22 protein-coding genes are annotated in these 21032 nt (G+C 36.4%); 15 read left to right on the top strand and 7 right to left on the bottom strand.

Translation table 11 applies throughout. The features are described from left to right. Nucleotides 1–81: 81 nt before the first annotated feature. Nucleotides 82–1050, bottom strand: coding sequence for a Gfo/Idh/MocA family oxidoreductase (locus PFY10_05825; protein WBV57959.1), 969 nt, complete (start codon nt 1048–1050; stop codon nt 82–84). 161 nt (nt 1051–1211) lie between these two features. Between PFY10_05825 and PFY10_05820 the strand changes: the two genes are divergently transcribed. The 7 genes from PFY10_05820 to PFY10_05790 all read left to right on the top strand — a co-directional run bounded on the left by PFY10_05820 (nt 1212) and on the right by PFY10_05790 (nt 7185). After that, the gene (locus PFY10_05820) at nt 1212–1865 is read left to right on the top strand and encodes a protein-L-isoaspartate(D-aspartate) O-methyltransferase (protein WBV57958.1); all 654 of its coding nucleotides are present in this window, start codon (nt 1212–1214) and stop codon (nt 1863–1865) included. 3 nt (nt 1866–1868) lie between these two features. Then, the gene (locus PFY10_05815; GenBank protein ID WBV57957.1) at nt 1869–2261 is read left to right on the top strand and encodes a DUF1801 domain-containing protein; all 393 of its coding nucleotides are present in this window, start codon (nt 1869–1871) and stop codon (nt 2259–2261) included. Nucleotides 2262–2404: 143 nt separating this feature from the next. After that, nucleotides 2405–2668, top strand: coding sequence for a prevent-host-death protein (locus PFY10_05810; GenBank protein WBV57956.1), 264 nt, complete (start codon nt 2405–2407; stop codon nt 2666–2668). 69 nt (nt 2669–2737) lie between these two features. Further along, a complete protein-coding gene (locus PFY10_05805) occupies nt 2738–3715 on the top strand; it encodes a D-glycerate dehydrogenase (GenBank protein ID WBV57955.1) in 978 nt (325 codons plus the stop codon). Between the two features lie 53 nt (nt 3716–3768). Then, nucleotides 3769–4062, top strand: a complete 294-nt coding sequence (locus PFY10_05800; GenBank protein ID WBV57954.1) for a hypothetical protein — start codon at nt 3769–3771, stop codon at nt 4060–4062. Between the two features lie 283 nt (nt 4063–4345). Then, the gene (locus PFY10_05795) at nt 4346–6331 is read left to right on the top strand and encodes a urocanate hydratase (protein ID WBV57953.1); all 1986 of its coding nucleotides are present in this window, start codon (nt 4346–4348) and stop codon (nt 6329–6331) included. A gap of 413 nt (nt 6332–6744) precedes the next feature. After that, a complete protein-coding gene (locus PFY10_05790; GenBank protein WBV57952.1) occupies nt 6745–7185 on the top strand; it encodes a hypothetical protein in 441 nt (146 codons plus the stop codon). Nucleotides 7186–7256: 71 nt separating this feature from the next. Here the strand turns inward: PFY10_05790 and tpx are convergent, their stop codons facing one another. Further along, the gene (gene tpx, locus PFY10_05785) at nt 7257–7829 is read right to left on the bottom strand and encodes a thiol peroxidase (GenBank protein WBV57951.1); all 573 of its coding nucleotides are present in this window, start codon (nt 7827–7829) and stop codon (nt 7257–7259) included. A 169-nt stretch (nt 7830–7998) separates the two neighbouring features. Here tpx and PFY10_05780 point away from each other — a divergent pair, with 169 nt between their 5' ends. Beyond that, the gene (locus tag PFY10_05780) at nt 7999–9627 is read left to right on the top strand and encodes an NADP-dependent glyceraldehyde-3-phosphate dehydrogenase (GenBank protein ID WBV57950.1); all 1629 of its coding nucleotides are present in this window, start codon (nt 7999–8001) and stop codon (nt 9625–9627) included. A gap of 125 nt (nt 9628–9752) precedes the next feature. Here PFY10_05780 and PFY10_05775 read toward each other — a convergent pair whose 3' ends face one another. Further along, nucleotides 9753–10487 (bottom strand): SDR family oxidoreductase, encoded by a 735-nt coding sequence (locus tag PFY10_05775; GenBank protein ID WBV57949.1) that lies wholly within the window; start codon nt 10485–10487, stop codon nt 9753–9755. Nucleotides 10488–10660: 173 nt separating this feature from the next. Here PFY10_05775 and PFY10_05770 point away from each other — a divergent pair, with 173 nt between their 5' ends. Both PFY10_05770 and PFY10_05765 read left to right on the top strand, forming a co-directional pair. Then, on the top strand, nt 10661–11161 hold the full coding sequence (locus tag PFY10_05770) for an RNA polymerase sigma factor (GenBank protein ID WBV57948.1): 501 nt from the start codon (nt 10661–10663) through the stop codon (nt 11159–11161). 16 nt (nt 11162–11177) lie between these two features. Continuing rightward, entirely contained in the window at nt 11178–11771 is a 594-nt protein-coding gene (locus tag PFY10_05765; protein ID WBV57947.1) for a hypothetical protein, read from the top strand. Between the two features lie 32 nt (nt 11772–11803). On the opposite strand, the gene PFY10_05760 is transcribed toward PFY10_05765, so the two are convergent. From PFY10_05760 to PFY10_05750, 3 genes are read right to left on the bottom strand one after another with little or no spacing between them, the layout of a single operon-like run. Then, complete coding sequence (locus PFY10_05760; GenBank protein WBV57946.1) at nt 11804–12361, bottom strand: DUF417 family protein; 558 nt, start codon at nt 12359–12361, stop codon at nt 11804–11806. 60 nt (nt 12362–12421) lie between these two features. Continuing rightward, nucleotides 12422–13255, bottom strand: a complete 834-nt coding sequence (locus PFY10_05755) for a helix-turn-helix domain-containing protein (GenBank protein WBV57945.1) — start codon at nt 13253–13255, stop codon at nt 12422–12424. A gap of 8 nt (nt 13256–13263) precedes the next feature. Next, nucleotides 13264–14760, bottom strand: coding sequence for a S41 family peptidase (locus PFY10_05750; protein ID WBV57944.1), 1497 nt, complete (start codon nt 14758–14760; stop codon nt 13264–13266). A gap of 171 nt (nt 14761–14931) precedes the next feature. Between PFY10_05750 and PFY10_05745 the strand changes: the two genes are divergently transcribed. Then, nucleotides 14932–16029 carry an MBL fold metallo-hydrolase gene (locus PFY10_05745; GenBank protein WBV57943.1) on the top strand — a complete coding sequence of 366 codons (1098 nt, stop codon included), beginning with the start codon at nt 14932–14934 and terminating at the stop codon, nt 16027–16029. 2 nt (nt 16030–16031) lie between these two features. Here PFY10_05745 and PFY10_05740 read toward each other — a convergent pair whose 3' ends face one another. Continuing rightward, nucleotides 16032–16319, bottom strand: coding sequence for a GNAT family N-acetyltransferase (locus PFY10_05740; GenBank protein WBV57942.1), 288 nt, complete (start codon nt 16317–16319; stop codon nt 16032–16034). A gap of 452 nt (nt 16320–16771) precedes the next feature. On the opposite strand from PFY10_05740, the gene PFY10_05735 reads away from it, so the two are divergent. The 4 genes from PFY10_05735 (at nt 16772) to PFY10_05720 (ending at nt 21028) form a co-directional block, all read left to right on the top strand. Beyond that, nucleotides 16772–17677, top strand: coding sequence for a helix-turn-helix transcriptional regulator (locus PFY10_05735; GenBank protein WBV57941.1), 906 nt, complete (start codon nt 16772–16774; stop codon nt 17675–17677). A gap of 89 nt (nt 17678–17766) precedes the next feature. Further along, complete coding sequence (locus PFY10_05730) at nt 17767–18768, top strand: aldo/keto reductase (GenBank protein ID WBV57940.1); 1002 nt, start codon at nt 17767–17769, stop codon at nt 18766–18768. Between the two features lie 71 nt (nt 18769–18839). Next, nucleotides 18840–20030 carry an MFS transporter gene (locus tag PFY10_05725; protein ID WBV57939.1) on the top strand — a complete coding sequence of 397 codons (1191 nt, stop codon included), beginning with the start codon at nt 18840–18842 and terminating at the stop codon, nt 20028–20030. 2 nt (nt 20031–20032) lie between these two features. Continuing rightward, nucleotides 20033–21028: an MBL fold metallo-hydrolase gene (locus PFY10_05720; GenBank protein ID WBV57938.1), complete on the top strand. Its 996-nt coding sequence runs from the start codon at nt 20033–20035 to the stop codon at nt 21026–21028. Nucleotides 21029–21032: the final 4 nt, after the last annotated feature.

Raw genomic sequence — 21032 nt, 5'->3', positions numbered from 1 at the left:
CTTTCTGGGATTTAACCTTATTAAACAGGTTTTAAAATAATATCAGTGATTAAATGTGAAAGTCCAAAGTGAAAAGAGTAGTTATTTGCTTGTGATTAATTTCATAATTTCCAATGCTACTTTTAGCGCTTCAGTTCCGTCTTCCAGTGATACTTCTACATTTTTATCTTCAGTAATGGAATCGGCAAATGAGTTGAGCTCATCTAATATGGCATTGTTAGGCTGGATGTTGGGATACTCGAATAAAATCTGATTCTTTTCTCCTTCGGCATTTTCGATGATCATGTCGAATGGAGTAGGTGTTTCCGGAGCATCTTTCATACGGATTACTTCTGCTTTTTTCTCAAGGAAGTCAACAGAAATGTAGGCGTCCTTTTGAAAGAAGCGACTTTTTCTCATGGCTTTCATAGAGATTCTTGAAGTGGTAAGGTTGGCGACACATCCGTTTTCAAATTCTATTCTGGCATTCGCAATATCTGGAGTTTTACTTACGACACATACACCGCTTGCATGGATGCTTTTTACCTTAGATTTAACGATACTCAATAAAATGTCCAGATCGTGGATCATCAGGTCCAGGACCACAGAAACATCGGTTCCTCTTGGATTGAATTCAGCCAATCTGTGGATTTCAATGAACATGGGATTTTTAATATAATCCTTGGTTGCCATAAAAGCAGGATTGTACCTTTCCACGTGTCCGACCTGTGCTTTTATTCCATTTTCACGGCACTTATAAAGGATTTCTTCGGCTTGTTCAAGCGTTTGTGTTACCGGTTTTTCAATGAAGAAATGCAATTTTTTTTCAATGGCCTTTAATGCATAATCATAGTGATAAACTGTAGGCGTTACAATATCCAGCATATCAATCTGATTCAACAGATCATCAAAATTTTCAAAATAGGTATAGCCAAACTCGGCTTCCAATTTTTTTCCGTTTTCTACATCTTTATCATGAAAACCTACAAAATCATACTTATCTGATTGATTGAGAAGCTTTAAGTGTATTTTTCCCAAATGTCCGGCACCTACCAAACCTGCTTTCAACATAGCTTTTTTAATTTGTGTAAAGATATAAATTAGGTATGATATTTCAGATATAAAGACTTTTGACTTTAATCATCAAAAATTAAGGTAGCCTCCTGAAATCTGAAATCTAATTCTTACTTTTGTGTGAAACTAGCACCAGCAACCTAATAACTACTATCTAAATGACGCAAGACTCGTTTGTACATAAAGGAAAAAGAAAGATTTTAGTTGAATATCTTCAACAGAGAATTGGGATTACGGATCAAAATGTACTTTCGGCAATGAATGAAGTTCCGAGACATCTTTTTATTGAAAGTATTTTTGAAGACTTCGCTTACGAAGACCGTGCTTTTCCCATTCTGGCCCATCAAACCATTTCGCATCCTTCAACGGTTGCAGAGCAATCAGAGCTTTTACAGGTAATCCCGGGAGAGAAAGTTCTGGAAATTGGAACCGGATGTGGGTATCAGACTGCTGTGTTATTGGCAATGAAAGCCCTGGTGTATACTGTAGAAAGACAAAAAGACCTGTTCGATTTTTCTAAGAAAAAATTAAGGGAGCTTAATCTTTTTCCAAAATTTCAGAGTTTTGGTGACGGTTTTGCAGGATTGCCAACTTTCGCTCCATTTGACAAGATCATCGTTACATGTGGAGCTTCCGTGCTGCCCGTGGAATTACTAAAACAATTGAAAGTAGGAGGGAAAATGGTGATTCCACTTGGACCGACAGATGAACAGGTACTGTACAGGTTTACAAAAGTTTCGCCTACGGAAATTGAGAAAGAGGAATTCGGAGCCTATAAATTTGTACCTATGCTCAATAATACCAATTCTTAATTAATGATAAATCCTGACATATCAGATTATAATAACGCACAGTCCCCATCAGATCAGGAGATCTGCACAATGCTTTCACTTGTTATTGATCAGGAGCTGGAACATGCTGAAAATAAGATATGGCACAGGCATCCTGTGTGGTTTCTGGAAGGGAATCCGATTGTAGGTTACAGTAAGCTTAAAGATTCTGTACGGCTGATGTTCTGGAGCGGGCAATCATTTGATGAAGACGATTTAAAGACCGAAGGTTCATTCAAGGCAGCAGAAAAAAGATATACGTCTCGTGAACAAATCAATACAGCTGATCTGAAAAGATGGCTTATGAAATCTCAGCAAATTCAGTGGGATTATAAAAATATTGTTAAAAGGAAAGGGGAATTGATAAGATTAAAATAAATTCGTAATTATGATTCAAAATTTCTATAATCGTTTCTAGGCTTTTCGTGACGGAGGATTGAAAGAAAAATGACAAATCGGCACTGATTTTCGGAACAGAAATTGAAGCTTTTTTATGACGAAATCACTTAAATCTTATGATTATGGACACAAACAGATTTAAATCGTCACACGACTTTAGTAATATTCAGAAAAACATTTACAATAATCCGGGATATAATGTAGAAAGTCATTCTCAAAAAGCAAAGGATTATTTCAATGAAATGAAGAGCCGAAATCAGGAAGCAACAAAACAGGGTTTTATAAGTCAAGCACAGAAATCGGCGAAAGAGGTCCGGGATGAAATTCAGAAAATGGCTTCCGGGGTCGGCGATAAAAATAGAAGAGAATCAGAAGAGAAGAAGTAATTTTTATATTAAAGTTAAAGCCTCACTTAGACAATGGGTGGGGTTTTTTATTGAAAAAAAGTTAAGATAATGAAAGTATTCATCAATAAAAGAATTCCTGAAGCAGGAATAAAAATGCTGAAAGAGGCTGGAATGGATGTTATTATCCCTGAAAATGATCAACTTTCACATGAAGAGTGGATAAACTATTGCAAGGATACCGATACCATTCTCAATGTAGGAACCCATTCATTTGACAAGGATTTTTTTAACGAATGCCCTAATGTGCAAGCAATTGCTTTATATTCTGTTGGTTTCGATCATGTGGATATTCAGGAAGCGACCCGTAGAAATATACCGGTTGGAAATACACCGGACGTCCTAAGTAAAGCTACCTCTGATGTTGCGTTTTTGTTAATGCAATCGGTGGCAAGAAGAGCAAGTTATAATTATGGGAAGGTAAAGGAGGGGAATTGGGGAGATTTTGATCCCCTTCATGCATTAGGACAAGAGCTATACGGCAAAACCCTGGGGATTTTCGGTTTGGGAAGGATTGGTTTTGAAATGGCAAAGAAATCCCTGAAAGCTTTTGATATGAATATCATTTATCACAACAGGCACCATAACGAAGTAGCTGAAAAGGAGTTGAACGCACAATATGTTTCTTTTGATGAATTGATCAGGCAGTCTGATGTTCTGAGTATTCATGCCAGTTTTATTCCTGAACATAAAGAACTTTTTAACCGATCGGTCTTTGAGAAGATGAAACCCGATGCTATCTTTATCAATACGGCAAGAGGAGGTTTTCATCATCAGGGTGATCTCTATGAAGCTTTGGTTTCAAGGGAAATATGGGGAGCAGGACTGGATGTTACTAATCCTGAACCTATTGTAAAAGACGATCCGATCCTCGAACTTTCCAGTGTATGTGTATTGCCACATATAGGATCCGCAACAGTTGAAGCAAGGAATGGAATGGCAAAATTAGCAGCGGAAAATATTATTGCTTTTTCAAAAGGAGAAAAAATGCCATATTGTGCTAACCCTGATGTTTATTCTGAGCAATAAACAGAACTTGGAATTATTTTTGTTCTCTATCAGTAACACTAAATACAAATACTATGATACCAGAAGATAACATCAACGAACAAAACAGAAAACTGAGAGAGATGGATTACAATCCTAATGAAGATTTCTTCAATAAGGAAAAGCATGTTCCTTTAGACGGGGACGGAAATCCTATTCTCGATGAAAATGAAGACAGTTATGATATGGAAATGGATCTGGACGTTCCGGGATCTGAAGAAGATGACGATATGGAAGAGATTGGATCCGAAGATGAAGAAAATAATTATTGGAGTACCAGTGATAACGATGATGATCATGAAGAGGAAAATGATGATGTCCTTACATAATAAGATAAAGATTTACATTCATATATTTAAGATGGTAAAATACACCTTACTCAACCGGGTAAGGTTTTTTTATTGCCTTTAGATTGGTTGTTATACTTCAAAACACTGATACATTATAAAACAGGTTTATGGCTTTATTTTTTTTGGTTGATCTTAAAATTGATGTAGGTTATGGTAATAGCTTTCCGGAGAAAGGGAATTTTTTATGTTTTCATTGCATTATATTTTCTATTTTGAATATCTTTAAAACTTTGAATTTTAAACGAAGAATTTACTCATTGCTATGACATTCCAGGAACTTATACAACAAGGTATACCTAGCGTATTGCCACCATTCAAACCATATGAAACCAATATAAATCACGCTCCCAAACGTAAAGAAATTTTGGGTGAAGAGGAGAAAAAGTTAGCATTAAAGAATGCTTTACGTTATTTTGAGCCTAAATTCCATGCAGAATTATTACCTGAATTCAGAGAAGAGCTTGAGCAGTATGGCAGAATTTATATGTATCGATTCCGTCCGGATTATGAAATGAAAGCAAGACCTATCACTGAATATCCGGGGAAATCGGAACAGGCAAAATCTATTATGCTAATGATTCAGAATAATCTGGATTATGCGGTAGCACAACATCCCCATGAGCTGATAACATATGGTGGAAACGGAGCTGTTTTTCAAAATTGGGCACAGTATCTTTTAACGATGAAGTATTTGTCTGAAATGAATGATGAGCAAACCCTTGTCATTTATTCCGGACATCCGATGGGATTATTTCCTTCGCACAAAGATGCGCCACGGGTTGTGGTAACGAACGGAATGGTTATTCCAAACTATTCTAAGCCCGATGATTGGGAGAAGTTCAATGCGTTAGGGGTTTCCCAATATGGGCAAATGACTGCAGGAAGTTATATGTACATCGGTCCGCAGGGAATTGTTCATGGAACAACAATAACAGTACTGAATGCTTTCAGAAAAATAAATAAAGAAACAAAAGGTGGCTTATTTGTAACTTCAGGATTGGGGGGAATGAGCGGAGCACAACCAAAAGCTGGAAATATTGCAGGATGTATTACCGTGTGTGCTGAAGTAAATCCTAAAATTACAAAGATTCGTCATGAACAGAAATGGGTGAACGAAATCCATGAAAATGTAGATGAGCTGGTAGCAAGAGTGAGAAAAGCTCAGGAAAATAAAGAGACTGTTTCTTTGGCTTATCTAGGAAATGTAGTTGAGGTTTGGGAAAAGTTTGATGAAGAAGGTCTTAAGATTGATATCGGTTCGGATCAGACATCGCTGCATAATCCATGGGCGGGAGGATATTATCCTGTGGGACAAAGTTTTGAAGAATCAAATACGATGATGGCAGAAAATCCTGAATTATTTAAAGAAAAAGTTCAGGAAACTTTAAGGAGACATGCAGCTGCCATTAATAAACATACAGAAAAAGGAACTTACTTCTTTGATTATGGTAACGCCTTTTTATTAGAAGCTTCAAGAGCCGGCGCAGATGTAATGGCCGAGAATCCGACATTAGGAAGGGAATTCAAGTTTCCAAGTTATGTTCAGGATATTATGGGACCAATGTGCTTTGATTACGGTTTTGGGCCATTCCGTTGGGTTTGTACGAGTGGAAAGCCGGAAGATCTTCAAAAAACAGATGATATCGCCTGCAGGATATTGGAAGAAATTCAGCAAAATTCTCCGGAGGAGATCCAACAGCAGATGAAAGATAATATCCAATGGATCAAAGGTGCACAGGAAAACAAATTGGTTGTGGGTTCACAGGCAAGGATACTATATGCCGATGCAGAAGGAAGAATGAAGATTGCTGAAGCATTCAATAAAGCCATAAAAAACGGAGAAATAGGTCCGGTTGTATTAGGAAGAGATCATCATGACGTATCGGGTACAGATTCTCCGTACAGAGAAACTTCCAATATTTATGACGGTTCAAGATTTACAGCGGATATGGCTATCCACAACGTGATTGGTGATAGTTTCCGGGGGGCGACCTGGGTTTCTATTCATAACGGCGGTGGTGTCGGTTGGGGAGAAGTAATCAACGGAGGTTTCGGAATGTTGCTGGATGGGAGTGATGATGCTGACAGAAGGTTAAAGTCTATGCTTTTTTGGGACGTAAATAACGGAATTTCAAGAAGAAGCTGGGCGAGAAATGAAGGGGCTGTTTTTGCTATCAAAAGGGCAATGGAAGTGGAGCCGAATTTAAAAGTTACCCTTCCTAATATAGTCGATGATAATTTATTATAATTTTTGAAAAAATATTCAATAAAAAACTTTGCTTATTGCAAAGTTTTTTTATTTTTATATAAAACCATGATGAAATGAAAATTTCAACTGCTAATATTTGTGATGAGGTTTGGAATGAAATGGAACCCAATCAAAACAGCCTGTTTTAAAGGGTTCACAGTAAAGAGATTTAAGACTTTAGTAATTTTTCCAATGAAGATCTGATCACGAACTTGAATAAGGATAAAGATGCATGTAGAAAATTTTAATGAAAATTAGTTAAACAGAAATTTAAATTTTTCATCGGTTAACAAAAAATAGCTTTGGGATTGCCGCAGCACATGGAGAGATTTTTTTTAGCAAACAAAATAAAATAAGAATAGGTGTAGATAATTATTTATTAAGTATAATCCGTTTAAATTTAAAGTAAGCCTTTGAAAAGATATACCGCAAAATTTGAAAAGAGGCAGTTGGTCTTGTTTTCAGAAAATAATTCAGAGATCGGAAAAATTGTAGAAGCAAACAAATTGATCTCATGGAAAAGATACATTGTATGTGATTCTAAACGATATCATATTAAAAATGTAGGATTTTTATGGAATGATATTGAACTTTCGGATGGCAGGAAAGTGATTTATTACACAGATTTTGGAAAAGATCTGATTATAAAAGCAGATGAATCGGATATAAAGATTTGTCGTTTCACATCAGATAAAGGAATGCAGTTGTACGAACAAAAGAAATTAATCATTGATATTCAAACCCACAGGAAATGGTTTGGAAATCCTGTTTTCAGCATTGAGGTAGATGATTCAGTTGATGATGCATTGGCCTTATTATTTTTGTATTATTCTTCAGCGAGCTTAATGAATTAGATTCATTATTTTAAATAAAAAACCTCCACCAATTCTAATTGACGGAGGTTTTTATCCTATACGATGAAAACTTAATGTTTCACAGCTTTAATAGCTGCTTCGTAATCAGGTTCTTTTGAAATGTCTGCTACCTGCTCTTCATATACAATTTTTCCTGAAGGATCAATTACTACGACGGCCCGGCTTAAGAGACCTTTCATCATAGAATCAGTGATCTCTACACCGTAAGTTTTTCCGAAATCAGAGCGGAAATCAGAAAGCATAACCACATTTTTTATTCCTTCGGCTCCGCAAAATCTTTTTTGTGCAAACGGCAGATCTTTAGAAATACAAAGAACTACTGTATTGGGAAGATTAGCTGCATCCTCATTGAAATGTCGGACTGAAGCTGAGCAAACACCGGTATCTACACTCGGAAAGATGTTAAGAATAAGAAATTTTCCTTTGTAGGAATCCAGGGTCTGATCTTTCATTGAAACATCGGTAAGGGTGAACTTTGGCGCTGCTTTGTTTACGGCCGGTAGTTTGGAATACGTTTGTACCGGTTTCCCTCCCATCATAATGGTATTGGCATTGTGAGAGTTTTGAGCAAAAAGGAATACGGAAACAGATAATAGCGCGGTGAAAATTAATTTTGAAAACATTGGATTTTATTTTAAGACAAAATTATTCTTTTTTTGGATTGAATATTAATTTTAATTCAAACAGTCTTTAAATAGACCGAATCTATTAGCTGACTATTTTTATAATCATTTGTAAGGTCTACCTTTATTCTAACAAAGTGGACACTTAATTATTAAAAAGATAAAAAATATGAATTCAGCACAGAACACATCATTCCATGAGATTTTTAAAAGCGAAAATGAAATACCGGAAGAATTCAAAGTTCCGGAAATTCATCAGAGAACCTATTTGCTTAATGGTGAACTTATAGAGTGGAAAGGTGATGTCACGGAGATTTATTCCCCAGTTTGTATTCCTACAGAAAATGGGCTTGAGAGAAAGTTACTGGGAAGTATCCCTAATATCAGTCCTGCAGATGCTATGGAGGTTCTTGAGGCTTGTGTAAAAGCATATGATAATGGTCTTGGGGAATGGCCGACCATGTCTGTAGAAGGACGCATCAAATGTATGGAAAAATTTGTGTATCTCATGATTCAGCAACGTGATCTTGTGATTAAGCTTTTGATGTGGGAGATCGGGAAAACCCTGGCCGATTCTACAAAAGAATTTGATCGTACAGTAGATTATATCAACCAAACCATAGACGCATTAAAAGATCTGGACCGGGAATCTTCCCGTTTTCAGCAGGCAGAAGGAACGATTGCACAGATTCGCAGAGCTCCTCTTGGTGTTGTTCTGAGTATGGGACCTTTTAATTATCCTTTAAATGAAATATTCACAACCCTTATTCCGGCTCTTATCATGGGGAATACCATTCTGTTTAAACTTCCCAAACATGGTGTTTTAGCCCACTATCCTTTATTGAATGCCTTTAAAGAGGCGTTTCCAAAAGGAACTGTGAACACACTTTATGGGAAAGGATCTGAAATCATCACTCCTATTATGGAAAGTGGAAAAGTGAATGTTCTGGCGTTTATAGGATCCAGTAAAGTGGCTAATGGGTTGAAAAAGCTGCATCCGAAAGTAAATCGTTTACGTGCTATTTTAAGCCTTGATGCAAAAAATGCAGCGATTATTACTAAAAATGCCAATCTGGATGTAGCGGTAAACGAGTGTATTTTGGGAGCGCTGTCCTTTAATGGTCAGCGATGCACAGCGTTAAAGCTTCTTTTTGTACAGAAAGAGGTTGCTGCCGAATTCACAGAAAAGCTGAATAAGGCTGTCTCTGCTTTGAAGCCCGGATTGCCTTGGGAAAAAGATGTGAAAGTAACACCGCTTCCTGAAGTTAATAAACCGCCTTATTTGAAAGAATGTATTGATGACGCCATTGCTCATGGTGCTAAAGTATTGAATGAAAACGGTGGCTATACTGAAGCTTCTTTTGTATTTCCTGCGGTGGTATATCCGGTAACAAGTGAGATGAAGTTATACCATGAGGAGCAGTTTGGTCCCGTGATACCTGTTGTCCCTTTTGATGATATTGAGGAGCCTATTGAATACCAGGTGAATGCTTCCCATGGAATGCAGGTAAGTATTTTCAGTGAAGATCCACATGAAGTTTCAAAACTTATTGATTCATTCGTTAATCTGGTTAGCCGGGTTAATATTAATTGCCAGGCACAAAGAGGCCCGGATGTTTTTCCGTTTACGGGAAGAAAAGATAGTGCAGAGGGAACGCTTTCTGTATTTGATGCGCTACGGTCTTTCTCTATAAGATCTTTGGTAGCTGCAAAACTTACAGAATCCAATAAAGAGCTCCTGAATACAATTGTCCGGGAACATGACTCTAATTTCTTAAGCACAGATTACATATTCTAGCCAGTAGGTCAGTCCAAAATAAAAAAACCGTACTCAATTTAAATGAAGTACGGTTTTTTATTTAGTTCAGCTTAAAACTTAAAATATGAATCCTTTAAACCCTATGCTGAAAATTGCATTCTTTTTTAAACTAGCACCCCGCCGCCATCTGCAACTATTGTATTACCCGTCCCGAAACTTTGCTCCATCAGGTAAATATAAGCAAGAGCAATATCTTCAGGAGTGGCTACTTTTCTTACCAATAATGCCTCCGCATATTGTTGATACATTTTCTCCCGTTCATTTTCCGGGATAGCTCCCCATAGATCTGTTTTTACTATGCCAGGAGATACGATATTAACTCTCGTTGGAGCAAGTTCAACTGCCATTGCTCTGGCAAAACCTTCCATGGCTGAAGTAATGCTGGCTGCAATACCCCAACCTTTTCCCGGCCGGTTGCCTGCAATTCCACTCGTTAAAGTAATGGATCCACCTTGATTTATTTTCGGAGCACCATATTTTACAGCAGCAAGAGCACCCCAATACCGGATTGTAAAGAATTTTTGCGCTTCTGAAAGGGAAGTTTCATCAATATGGTTCAGTTGAAGGTTTTCACCGGCGGTGTATACCAGATGATCAAAAGAGGATTGAACAGCAAAGAAATTTTTAATATTTTCTTCTTTGCTTAGGTCTGCAACCTGACCTTTTGCATTCCCGGGAAGTTGCTTCAGAGCGGAATCTATACGTTGTTGATTCGAAGCAACAATAGTAATAACAGCTCCTTTTTCAGCGGCAGCTTTAGCGGTTGCAAAACCTATTCCTGCACTGCCTCCCATGACAATGACATGTTTTCCTTCTAAGGGATTTGTTGTTGATATCATTTCTATTTATTTTATGATACAAATTTCCCATAACTGTATTTTATTCGATTTACCAAATGGTAAAAAGAAAATGTGATATCAAACTTTTTATTGATCTATTAGATTTCACTATTTTTTACAAAAGATTGTAACATTTTCTATGAAATGTCACTAACTCCATAGAGCCAGGAACCATGAGCATACTAGAAAAAGAATTTTTAGAAAGAATCGAAAAGCATAAAGGAATCATTTTTAAGATTTCTAAAATGTACATGGATGATAAAGACGACCGCGATGATCTCTTTCAGGAAATTACCTATCAGGTTTGGAGAGCATATCCAGGATTTAAAGGGCAAAGTGAATTTTCAACCTGGTTGTACAGAATAGCCCTGAATACGGCCATTATCTTTCTTAAATCCGAAAAGAAAAGAAGCTTTATAGGAAATGATGATTTTGCCCATTACAAAATCGAACAGGAGGAATATGACCACGAAAAAGAGGAAAAGCTGGCGGCTATGTATCAGGCTATCCATCAATTGAATCCTATTGATAAGGCTTTTATATTTTATTATCTGGAAGATTTTCCCGGACGTGAAATCGCTGAGCAAATGGGAATTTCAGAAGGTAATGTAAGGGTGAAAATGAACCGCGCCAAAAATAAGTTAAAAGATATCTTAAACACAAATAAGTACTAATTTTAAATCAATAACAATGAATATAGATGAATTGAAAAATACCTGGAATGATGATGTTTTTGAAGAAACACCGGAAATCAGTATTGAAAATAAAAACAAGATTAGCCTTCCTTTGGAAAGGATGCGTAAAAATATGAGAAAGGAATTCTTCTCCACAATTGGGATTTTTATTTTTGGATTTGCCATTGTCTGGTTATGTGGTGCTCCTTTTAAATTTAAGTTTTATCTCACGATACTTTTGGCTTCTATGGCCATAGTTACATTTTTCTTTTTCAGTAAATTTTTTAAGCTTTACAAGGACATGAGTAACCCGCAAATGAAAACTTACGATGGATTAAAGGACCTGCTTCATCAATTTGAGCTCAATAAACAATATTACCTTTCATTTTATCTCAGTTTTATCCCTTTTCTGGTATGTGAAATTATTATTGTGCTTGAATTTATTCCAAGACCACAACCGTTAAGTGATCTTAAGATTGCCGGAATCCTTATAGGTTCTGTATTGTTTGGATTGTTTTCTTTGTATTTACTTGGGAAGTATTGGTTTCAAAAGTTTTATGGTAAGTATATTGTAACAATAGAAAATCTTGTGATAGAATTTCAGGGATAAATTTTCGGCGGGCAAAAATGCCCGCCGAAAATTTATCTGCTTAAAATACTTTTTGCTGAGTCAGAAGCTATTACCAATCCGGCCCCCAACATGATCATATCTTTGATCACCAGTCTGCCGGCTCCTGAGAGGAAAGGAAAACCATGATCAGGCCCTCCGAGATCCGGAACCCATGTTTCGGGAGTTGTAATCAGAAATGAAAGCGTTACTATTGACATTCCCGCGGTTAAAATCCCGGATAATAAACCAATCTTTGGATAGAATATACCCAATACAACAAGAATTCCAATGCCAACAATGAAACTTCCCAATGCATAGGAAAACACGTAGGTACCATTTGCTTCATGCCATTTTACATTGGCTGGAATCCACTCTCCTTCTTTATTTTTATGGAATTTGTAGTTATCTGCATCTGAAGATTTCGTATTAAGGAAGAAACTCATAAAAGGAGAATTGGCTACGAAAGGAATAATACCTTCCGCTTCATAATGAAATGCTTTTAGTCCTCCGATCCAGGCCATAACGATAAAAACACTAATCCTTAGAATATGGATGAAGTTTTTCTGTGAGTGTGCTAAGAATTCAATCATATTATTTTTTTGACAAAATTAGATTGAATGTATAACCCATAAAATGGAGAATTGTGGACGTTATTTGTACAAATCTGCAACGATGGAAATTCCTGCTTCTTTCCTGAAATGAGTAGGGGAAACGCCGGTATGTTTTTTAAAATATTTACTGAAATAAAATTCATCACTGAAGTTAAGTTCTGCTGCAATTTCTTTCATGGATTTCCGGGTCAGGTGAATTTGTTTTTTAGACTCCAGGATAACTCTTCCCTGAATAATCTGAGAAGGTGTTTTATTAAATCGGGATTTGATCTTTTTGCTTAACGTGTTGGGAGTGATATGTAAAAGATCGGCGTAAAACGATAGATTTTTTTCCGTAAGGAAATGAATTTCTACCAAATCCTGGAAAGATTTTAACTCTTTGAAATCATCCTTTATCAGATCCTTGTCCGGGAATATTTTATTTTTTTCTTTACTGCAAATTGCCAGAATTAACTGCAGATAAGATTGTAAAACGGCCTGTGAAAAATCCTCCTCAGGATCTACTTTCCGGATCTTAGAAAAATAGCCTGAAATTTCTTCAAAGACCTCTGCAGTCAGTTTGAAATAAGGAAAGAGGTAAATATTGTTAAAAAGCAATCCGTTACAGGCTACTTCTTTCTTATGAAATTCTATGCAATAAAAATCACTGTGGAAGCTGAGATCATCAATCTTAAGAACGGTCTCAGTGACGATCCGGATATTCTGGAAAGGGGAAGAAAAAAGGACAATGTTTCCCTCAAAATCATATTCCACGAAATCTACAATGATTTTTCCCACTCCTTCCAACAGGAAGATGTGATAAAAAGAATCGCTGGTGATATTTTTATAATATTCCGAATCTCTTTTTTGAACGGAAAAAAATGCATTTTTCATCTGAAGATCTATTTAATCTTTCTGGCTTTCTCTTTTTCAATCTCCTTTTTTACCCACGCAAGCTGTACATCATTTTTGTTGATGATATCCTGTAAAGTTTCTGTGATCGTTACATCCGGGATCACCCCTCTCTGAGAGTTGGTGAGTGTTATATTCGGATTTACCAGCAGTAAGCCGATAGGCAGTGTAAGTTTGGAGTTAGGAAGGACCTGATAAGAATAAAATCCGGCTACGGTTCCGTCATTTGCCCCGCCTGTTTCCTCTCCGACGAGGGTTGCTACCTTATCAAACTTGAGTTTTGAGCTGATAATGGAAGATGCAGAATAACTTCCGCCATTAACCAGTACAAAAATTTTTCCATGAAAAGCATTTTTATTGGGTTTTGTTACATTGTCTGCTTTTATCTTATAATAGAATTTGCCGTCGTTGCCTTTATAAGTATGAAGGGTTTTAAGGAAAAAGTATGTTGGATAGGTAATTCCTTTTAATGCATATTCCAAAGGGCTGCTCTTTTTGAAATAATTTGTTTTTAATGGGGTATAGCCTGAATTGAGCCTCGAAGGTTTTATTAAAGTAAATGGTTCTGAAACAAGATAGGAATAAAGATTATTAATTTCCTGTAAAGAACCTCCGTAATTATTCCGGATGTCTAATATCAGATAGTCTGATTTAGCTTCTTTAATTCTTTCGAATGTATTTTTATAAAACCTGTCAGATTTATTGTTTGAGAATTTTTTTATATTGATGTATGCAATTGAATTGTTCTCATCAAGAAATTTGAAATTTCTGTTCATAGGACAATGAAAGCTTCCGTTAGCCTGGGTTTGAGATTTAGCCTTTTCTGCTTCGCTTTGCTTATCCCGTTCGATAATGAAAGTTTGTTTTTTATTGTTATACAAGGTTTCAATTTTCACCTGTTCCAAAAAGCCGTTTTCCATGCTGAAAAAAACAAAAAACATATCTTTCAGGTAATAGGGTGTAAATGTCGTATTTCTGCCATCACTGCTGATCAGCTTTCTGTATTTGCTGATATAGAAAGATATCGGAATATTATTGATACTCAGTATTTCGGTGCCTGGTTTTATATTCTGAATGGAATCTTTATTCGCGACGATATAAAGATGGTCATCCTTGATGTAATATTTGAAGTACGTAAATAATTTTCTTCCTCCATATTCACGCTTTAATTTTTCAAAAGGAATCATCAGTGAGAGATGCCCTTCTCTGATGCTTGTAATAACGGGTTGCAATTTGAAATAAAACTGTGTTGGAGTAAGAGGTTCGTTGATAGTTTGCTTAATGCTGTCGATTTTAAAATCCAGATCTTTTCTTGTAATATATCTGTAGAGCTGAGGATGCATTTCTTTTAATTTAGTATATGCATAATCCACATCTTTTTTGAGCTGCTCAGGCTCAATAAGTGTCCCTTCCTGCCGCTCGCTATTGGTGAGAGAAGAACAGGACCACAGAAAAATAAGTCCAAATAAAATAAATGTAATTTTCAAAATTTTTGTGTTTAAAACCTACAAATTTAGGCGTTTAAAATCATCCTGATATTAAAATACTAATAATTTTTTAAGTGTGAACTATAATATTGCGTTAAATAAATGAGTTATTTATTAGGCCGGTCTACCAATTCACAGTAAAAGTTAATACATTTGAACTTTATTTATCAAATGATGTATTTATTTATTGCGATTGCCATCCTGCTTATATTAGCATACTACATAATAACAAGCCGGGAAGTTTTTGGTGCCGAACCTGCTGGAAAAAGACTGGAGAGAATGAAGCATTCAAAGCTTTATAAAGATAAACAGTTTCGAAACCTTAGTTATACACCATCAATTGCTGAAGGCTATAGCATGCCAAAGGTTCTGTATGATTTTTTTGTGGCTAAAAAAGATCCGCTTTTAAAGCCACTGAAAAATATACCATCAGTTCATACCATTTTAAAAGAGATCCCAAAAGACCAGGATGTATATGTCTGGTTAGGGCATTCATCTTATTTCATTCAGACAGATGGAGTATCCTTTCTGATAGATCCTGTTTTGAGTACGTATGGCTCTCCATTTAAATTTTTTAACAAAGCTTTTCCAGGGTCTGATATTTTCAAACCCGAGGATATCCCGGAACTTGATTATCTTGTTATTACCCATGATCACTTTGATCATTTGGATTATCCTACTGTCAAAAAGATAAAAGATAGGGTAGGAAGTGTTATTTTGCCATTGGGAGTCGGAGCACATTTTGAAAAATGGGGTTATCAAGAAAATATGCTTATTGAAGAAGAATGGGGAGGAATGGCATATTTAAAGAATAATATTAAAATTACTTTTACTCCGGCAAGACATTTTTCAGGAAGAAAAATAAAGAGGAACGGAACATTGTGGACTTCTTACGTTTTGGAAACTCCTACTAAAAAGATATTTTTAGGAGGGGATAGCGGTTATGATACCCACTTTAAAATGATCGGTGATCAATATGGTCCTTTCGATTATGCAATCATGGAAAACGGCCAGTACAATGAAGCATGGAAATACATTCATGCACTTCCTGAAGATGTTATACAGGCGAGTATAGATGTTAATGCAAGGAATATTATTCCTGTTCACTCTTCGAAATTTGCTTTAGCCCTACATCCATGGAATGAGCCATTGCAAAAAATAACAAGTTTAGGTAAGGAAAAAAATCTACGTATTCTTACTCCTATGATCGGTGAAACAGTTAGCCTGGATGAGCAGGATCATCAGTTCAAAGCCTGGTGGGAGGATTGATATCAGGCGTGCCAGATGTCGTTATATCGTTTCGGGTGATTTTCAAACTGTTGTCTTACAAAATCACATTCAGGATCTATCAGCAGGTCCTTTTCCTCTGCGTACCGTACCAATTCATCTAAAAGCATCTTGGCATATCCGTGTCCTTCGAGTTCTTCATTAAGCTTTGTATAATATACAATTAATTGTCTGCCATCAATCGCTATGGACATATAGCCAGCCTTCTTGTCGTCAATTAATATCTGCAATTCATCCTGATATGGAGATATTTCAAATTTTATATTTTCCATAAGTATTGAAATTAGATTGAGTAATAAATGATCTTGAGAGCCTGAAAATCAGATCTCTTCTTTAAAATTACAAATTATAATCATATAATTCACCAATTTATAAGAAGTTAATCGTTATTTATATTCTTTTCAATTAAGCCAGGCAATAGTTGGTATTTGAACATAATGATCAGTAATCCTACTTATTCTTTCTATAACGGATTTCATAACCTGCATTCCACCGGCAAATTTATTCGTTACATTCTCAGTTGCTTATGATCCTTTAACAAATATTAATAAATGATTTCTTTTGCTTTGGCATTTTAATTGAAATGACATGAACACCGTATTAATCACATTTCACTATATATTCAAATTTTTCTTGATGGCTGTTCGTAAGATCAGTCATTTTTGTGTCGCAAGAATAAGAAGGAAGTTATTTTGTTTTTGTTTGAATTTTATAACTTTGTCTTATGGAATCATCAGAGTCATTACAGGAATTTTATAACCGTACGCAGGTAAGGGTTTATCCTTCCTGCCTTTCTAATTCCGGACTGGGACATTTTAATGTCTTTTCACGGGATAATTGTGCATTGGTTACTCCTTACAGCAGAAGGGATTTTTATAAAGTATCCCTGATTATCGGGAAAGGAAAACTTCACTATGCGAATAAATGGATCCGTGTGGATAGGCCTGCGCTGCTGTTCTCTAATCCGGTAATACCATATTCCTGGGAAGCTGATGATGATAACCAGACAGGGTGGTTTTGTCTGTTTACCGATGAGTTTCTTCAAAATGGAAGCCGTTTGGGAAACCTCCAGGATTCACCGCTTTTTAAAATAGGGGGAACACCTGTTTTCTTTGTTAATGAAGAACAGCAAAAAACAGTTTCTGACTTATTTGTAAAAATGATGACAGAAATTGATTCTGATTATATTCATAAATATGATATGCTTCGAAGCTATTTACATCTTTTAATCCATGAAACCATGAAGATGAACCCTGCCGAAAACTTTGAGTATCATCAGAATGCTTCACAAAGAGTGGCATCCTTGTTCATGGAATTATTAGAGAGGCAGTTTCCTATCGATAGTCCCGAATCCTATTTAAAACTAAGAACCCCTAATGATTATGCGGAGAGTCTTTCCGTACATGTGAACTCCCTTAATCGCTCCGTAAAGGAGATTACAGGTAAAACAACCACACAACAGATCACTTCCAGGATTATTCAGGAGGCCAATGCTTTGCTGAAGCATACGGATTGGAATATTTCTGAAATTGCTTACGGGTTAGGATTTGAGGAACCTGCTTATTTTACTAATTATTTTAAAAAACAAACAGGAAGAACTCCCAATGCACTGCGAAGTAACTTAGTTTGAATTTTATAATTCTTAGTTTGAATTCTATATGCAATCATCATTGATGTTGTTGTAATTTTGTTTCAGTAATTTAAAACCACAAAAAAATCATGAAATTTAGAAAATTAGGAAACACAGGAGAGCAGCTATCTGCAATAGGTTTGGGATGTATGGGAATGAGCTTTGCTTACGGACCTACAGATGAAAAGGAAAGCATTGATACATTACACAAAGCATTGGATCTTGGAGTTAATTTCTGGGATACTGCAGACATGTATGCTAACGGAGAAAATGAAAAACTAATTTCCAAAGTGCTTGTTCCGAACAGGGATAAAATATTCATTGCCACAAAATTCGGATTCAGGTTTAAGGACGGTAAAGCTAGCCATAGTGGTGCTCCCGGGACTTATTTTGATGGTTCGCCGGAATGGATCAGACAGGCTGTAGATTTAAGTCTACAACGATTAAAAATCGATACGATAGATCTTTATTATGCACACAGGGTAGATCCGAATGTGCCCGTTGAAGAAACAGTGGGAGCCATGGCTGAACTTGTAAAGGCCGGAAAAGTAAAATATATAGGTTTGTCTGAGGCTTCAGCAGAATCTATCAAAAAGGCAAATAAAATTCATCCCATTACTGCGTTACAATCGGAATACTCCATTTTAACAAAAGATGTAGAAAAAGAAATTTTGCCAACCATAAGAGAGCTGGGGATTGCCTTAGTTCCTTATTCTCCACTGGCAAGAGGGCTCTTTGCTAACATTAATGAGGTACAGAATTTTGGAGAAGATGATTTCAGAAGGTCTTTACCACGTTACCAGGAAGAAAGTCTTGAGAACAACAGAAAGCTGGTTCAGGAATTTAATGAACTGGCAAGCTCCAAAGGAATCAAAGGAACCCAGCTGGCTTTGGCCTGGGTACTTAATCAAGGGGATGATATTATTCCTATCCCAGGAACCAAGCGTATTAAGTATCTCGAAGAAAATATCGGAGCGATTGATGTAGAGCTTTCACAATCTGAACTTGATACTATTGATACGATTCTGAAGAAATATCCAAATGTGGGAGAAAGATATAACGAGGGTTCAATGAAACTGGTTAATAATTAAATAAATTTTAAGTTTGGATTTCTGATTATTCGGAAATCCAGATTTTTTTTGAAAGAAAAATAAAAAGAGGAATGAGAACTCTTAAAGAAAAGAATCAATTGATAGCTACTGTGCTGGCTTTTGCAGTAATTCCGATGTCTGGTCTGGCAACGGATATTTATTTACCTTCTATGCCCAGCATGGCAACAGAGCTTCATTTACCTGAAAGCAGTATCCAGCTTACACTTTCTATATTTTTGATCAGCTATGGAATAACGCAGTTCTTTGCCGGGAGTGTTGTAGATTCATTTGGGCGTTATCCGGTGTCCATTTTTTCACTGGCCTTTTTTGTGATCACCTTTTTAATTACGGCAACGACTAAAAATATTATGGTAATCTATGCGATGCGTGTCCTCCACGGTATGTTATCCGGTTTTGCCGTCGTTTCCAAGCGGGCCTTTTTTGTAGACGTGTACGAAGGAGAACAGCGAAAACATTATTTGAGTATCATGACGATCGTATGGTCTGTAGGGCCTATCATCGCTCCGTTCATCGGAGGTTATCTCCAAAAGAGTTTCGGATGGCAATCCAATTTCTACGTTCTGGCGGGATACAGTTTACTGCTTCTTATTTTAGAACTGGTATTTTCGGGGGAGACTTTAAAGGTACGGAATCCTTTTCGCATCAGTTTCCTGATCCAAGAGTATAATTCCATGTTTAAAACCAAAGATTTTTTCTATGGGATGCTGATGTGTGGGCTTAGTTATGCGATGGTAATATTCTTTAATCTATGCGGGGCCTTTATTATCGAGCATAAAATGGGATATTCTGAAGTTACTGCGGGATATGTTTCTCTGATTTTGGGATTGGCCTGGATGACAGGTGGGTTTTTGGGAAAAGCGTTAATCAACAAGGCCTTTCTGCCTAAGATCCGATATGCTAATTTTATTCAGTTGATTTTAATTATTTTAATGTTCATTTTTTCTTACTATGTAAGTAATCTGTACAGCCTTGTTGCTTTTGCTTTTGCAATTCATGTGACAGCCGGATTTATTTTCAATAACTATTTTTCTTATTGTATCGGACGATTTCCAAGTTCGGCAGGTATTGCCGGAGGATTAACCGGAGGAGTGGCATTTATCATTACTTCAGCCATAAGCTATGGTATTGCAAGTCTTATAAAACCTCAGTTCCAGCTGCAGGTAGCAGAAGGTTACTTTGTGCTGGGTATTTTGGGGCTTTTTATTTTAAGTATGATCAAAATCAGAAAAGCACACATTTAATCATGAATAGAAGAGAACTTTTAAAAAATGGAATTTTAGCAGGAGCTTTTAGTATAATTCCTTTTTCCAGCTCGTTGGCGCGGGAGAAAAATTCCTTCAGTATAAGCGCAGAAGATGATCTTTCCGGAGTGAAAAAAATAAAATTGGACGATCTGGACTTATTTATTCTTACAGATGGATTAATCCATGAGGAAAATCTTAATTCCTTTGCTCCACGTGGAAATATATCTGAATTGAAAGCAATACTCAAAGATAATTTCCGTCCGGAAAATTCGATCGACATGGCAATGAATGTACTGTTGGTTAAAACAAAAGACAGATTGATTCTACTGGATACCGGGATGGGAATTTTTGCCGATAGCAGAACCGGATTTTTATTGAAAAGCCTTAAAAAGGCTGGTTTTTTACCTTCTGATATTACAGATGTATTTCTTTCTCACGCTCATCCTGATCATATAGGTGGAGTAGTAGATAAGCAGAATCAATTGGTTTTTCCAAATGCCCGGTTGTTTATTTCAAAAGTTGAATATGATTTCTGGATGAAGGCAACAATCAAGGATTTCACTAACAGCGCACTAAAGGATCAACCCGAATTTCTTAATCAGATTATTCCTGGCATTCAGAATATTCTTAAGGTGATACAACCTCAATTAAAATTTTATGATCTTGAAAAGATGCTGTATAATCAATTCAGTTTTCAGTTAGCTCCAGGACATACACCAGGTCTTACTTTGGTTACTATTACCTCAGGTAATGAACAACTTCTATATATTGCAGATTTAATGCACTCGGATGTCATTTTATTTCCGCATCCTGACTGGGGATACTTTGGTGATACGGACCTCGATATAGCCATTGCTTCAAGGAAAAAAATACTTGAACAACTGGCGGAAACGAGATCCAGAGCTTTTGCGTACCATTTACCATGGCCCGGTTTAGGGTTTACTAAAAAGAAAGGGAACACATTTGAATGGGTTCCTGAGGTTTTTATGAGCTAAAAAG

It is taken from the genome of Chryseobacterium daecheongense (assembly GCA_027920525.1).
In the GTDB taxonomy this organism is placed as follows: domain Bacteria; phylum Bacteroidota; class Bacteroidia; order Flavobacteriales; family Weeksellaceae; genus Chryseobacterium; species Chryseobacterium proteolyticum.
Note: the sequence above shows the minus strand (reverse complement) of the source record. Positions and strands in the feature narration are given on the sequence as shown.

Excerpts from the sequence above, each read along its gene's own strand:
- PFY10_05730 (WBV57940.1), top strand. The coding sequence starts at position 17,767 with ATGAAATTTAGAAAATTAGGAAACACAGGAGAGCAGCTATCTGCAATA.
- PFY10_05815 (WBV57957.1), top strand. The coding sequence starts at position 1,869 with ATGATAAATCCTGACATATCAGATTATAATAACGCACAGTCCCCATCA.
- tpx (WBV57951.1), bottom strand. The coding sequence starts at position 7,829 with ATGTTTTCAAAATTAATTTTCACCGCGCTATTATCTGTTTCCGTATTC.
- PFY10_05760 (WBV57946.1), bottom strand. The coding sequence starts at position 12,361 with ATGATTGAATTCTTAGCACACTCACAGAAAAACTTCATCCATATTCTA.
- PFY10_05775 (WBV57949.1), bottom strand. The coding sequence starts at position 10,487 with ATGATATCAACAACAAATCCCTTAGAAGGAAAACATGTCATTGTCATG.
- PFY10_05780 (WBV57950.1), top strand. The coding sequence starts at position 7,999 with ATGAATTCAGCACAGAACACATCATTCCATGAGATTTTTAAAAGCGAA.
- PFY10_05725 (WBV57939.1), top strand. The coding sequence starts at position 18,840 with ATGAGAACTCTTAAAGAAAAGAATCAATTGATAGCTACTGTGCTGGCT.
- PFY10_05820 (WBV57958.1), top strand. The coding sequence starts at position 1,212 with ATGACGCAAGACTCGTTTGTACATAAAGGAAAAAGAAAGATTTTAGTT.
- PFY10_05810 (WBV57956.1), top strand. The coding sequence starts at position 2,405 with ATGGACACAAACAGATTTAAATCGTCACACGACTTTAGTAATATTCAG.
- PFY10_05735 (WBV57941.1), top strand. The coding sequence starts at position 16,772 with ATGGAATCATCAGAGTCATTACAGGAATTTTATAACCGTACGCAGGTA.
- PFY10_05720 (WBV57938.1), top strand. The coding sequence starts at position 20,033 with ATGAATAGAAGAGAACTTTTAAAAAATGGAATTTTAGCAGGAGCTTTT.
- PFY10_05740 (WBV57942.1), bottom strand. The coding sequence starts at position 16,319 with ATGGAAAATATAAAATTTGAAATATCTCCATATCAGGATGAATTGCAG.
- PFY10_05825 (WBV57959.1), bottom strand. The coding sequence starts at position 1,050 with ATGTTGAAAGCAGGTTTGGTAGGTGCCGGACATTTGGGAAAAATACAC.
- PFY10_05745 (WBV57943.1), top strand. The coding sequence starts at position 14,932 with ATGATGTATTTATTTATTGCGATTGCCATCCTGCTTATATTAGCATAC.
- PFY10_05795 (WBV57953.1), top strand. The coding sequence starts at position 4,346 with ATGACATTCCAGGAACTTATACAACAAGGTATACCTAGCGTATTGCCA.
- PFY10_05770 (WBV57948.1), top strand. The coding sequence starts at position 10,661 with ATGAGCATACTAGAAAAAGAATTTTTAGAAAGAATCGAAAAGCATAAA.
- PFY10_05800 (WBV57954.1), top strand. The coding sequence starts at position 3,769 with ATGATACCAGAAGATAACATCAACGAACAAAACAGAAAACTGAGAGAG.
- PFY10_05765 (WBV57947.1), top strand. The coding sequence starts at position 11,178 with ATGAATATAGATGAATTGAAAAATACCTGGAATGATGATGTTTTTGAA.
- PFY10_05805 (WBV57955.1), top strand. The coding sequence starts at position 2,738 with ATGAAAGTATTCATCAATAAAAGAATTCCTGAAGCAGGAATAAAAATG.
- PFY10_05755 (WBV57945.1), bottom strand. The coding sequence starts at position 13,255 with ATGAAAAATGCATTTTTTTCCGTTCAAAAAAGAGATTCGGAATATTAT.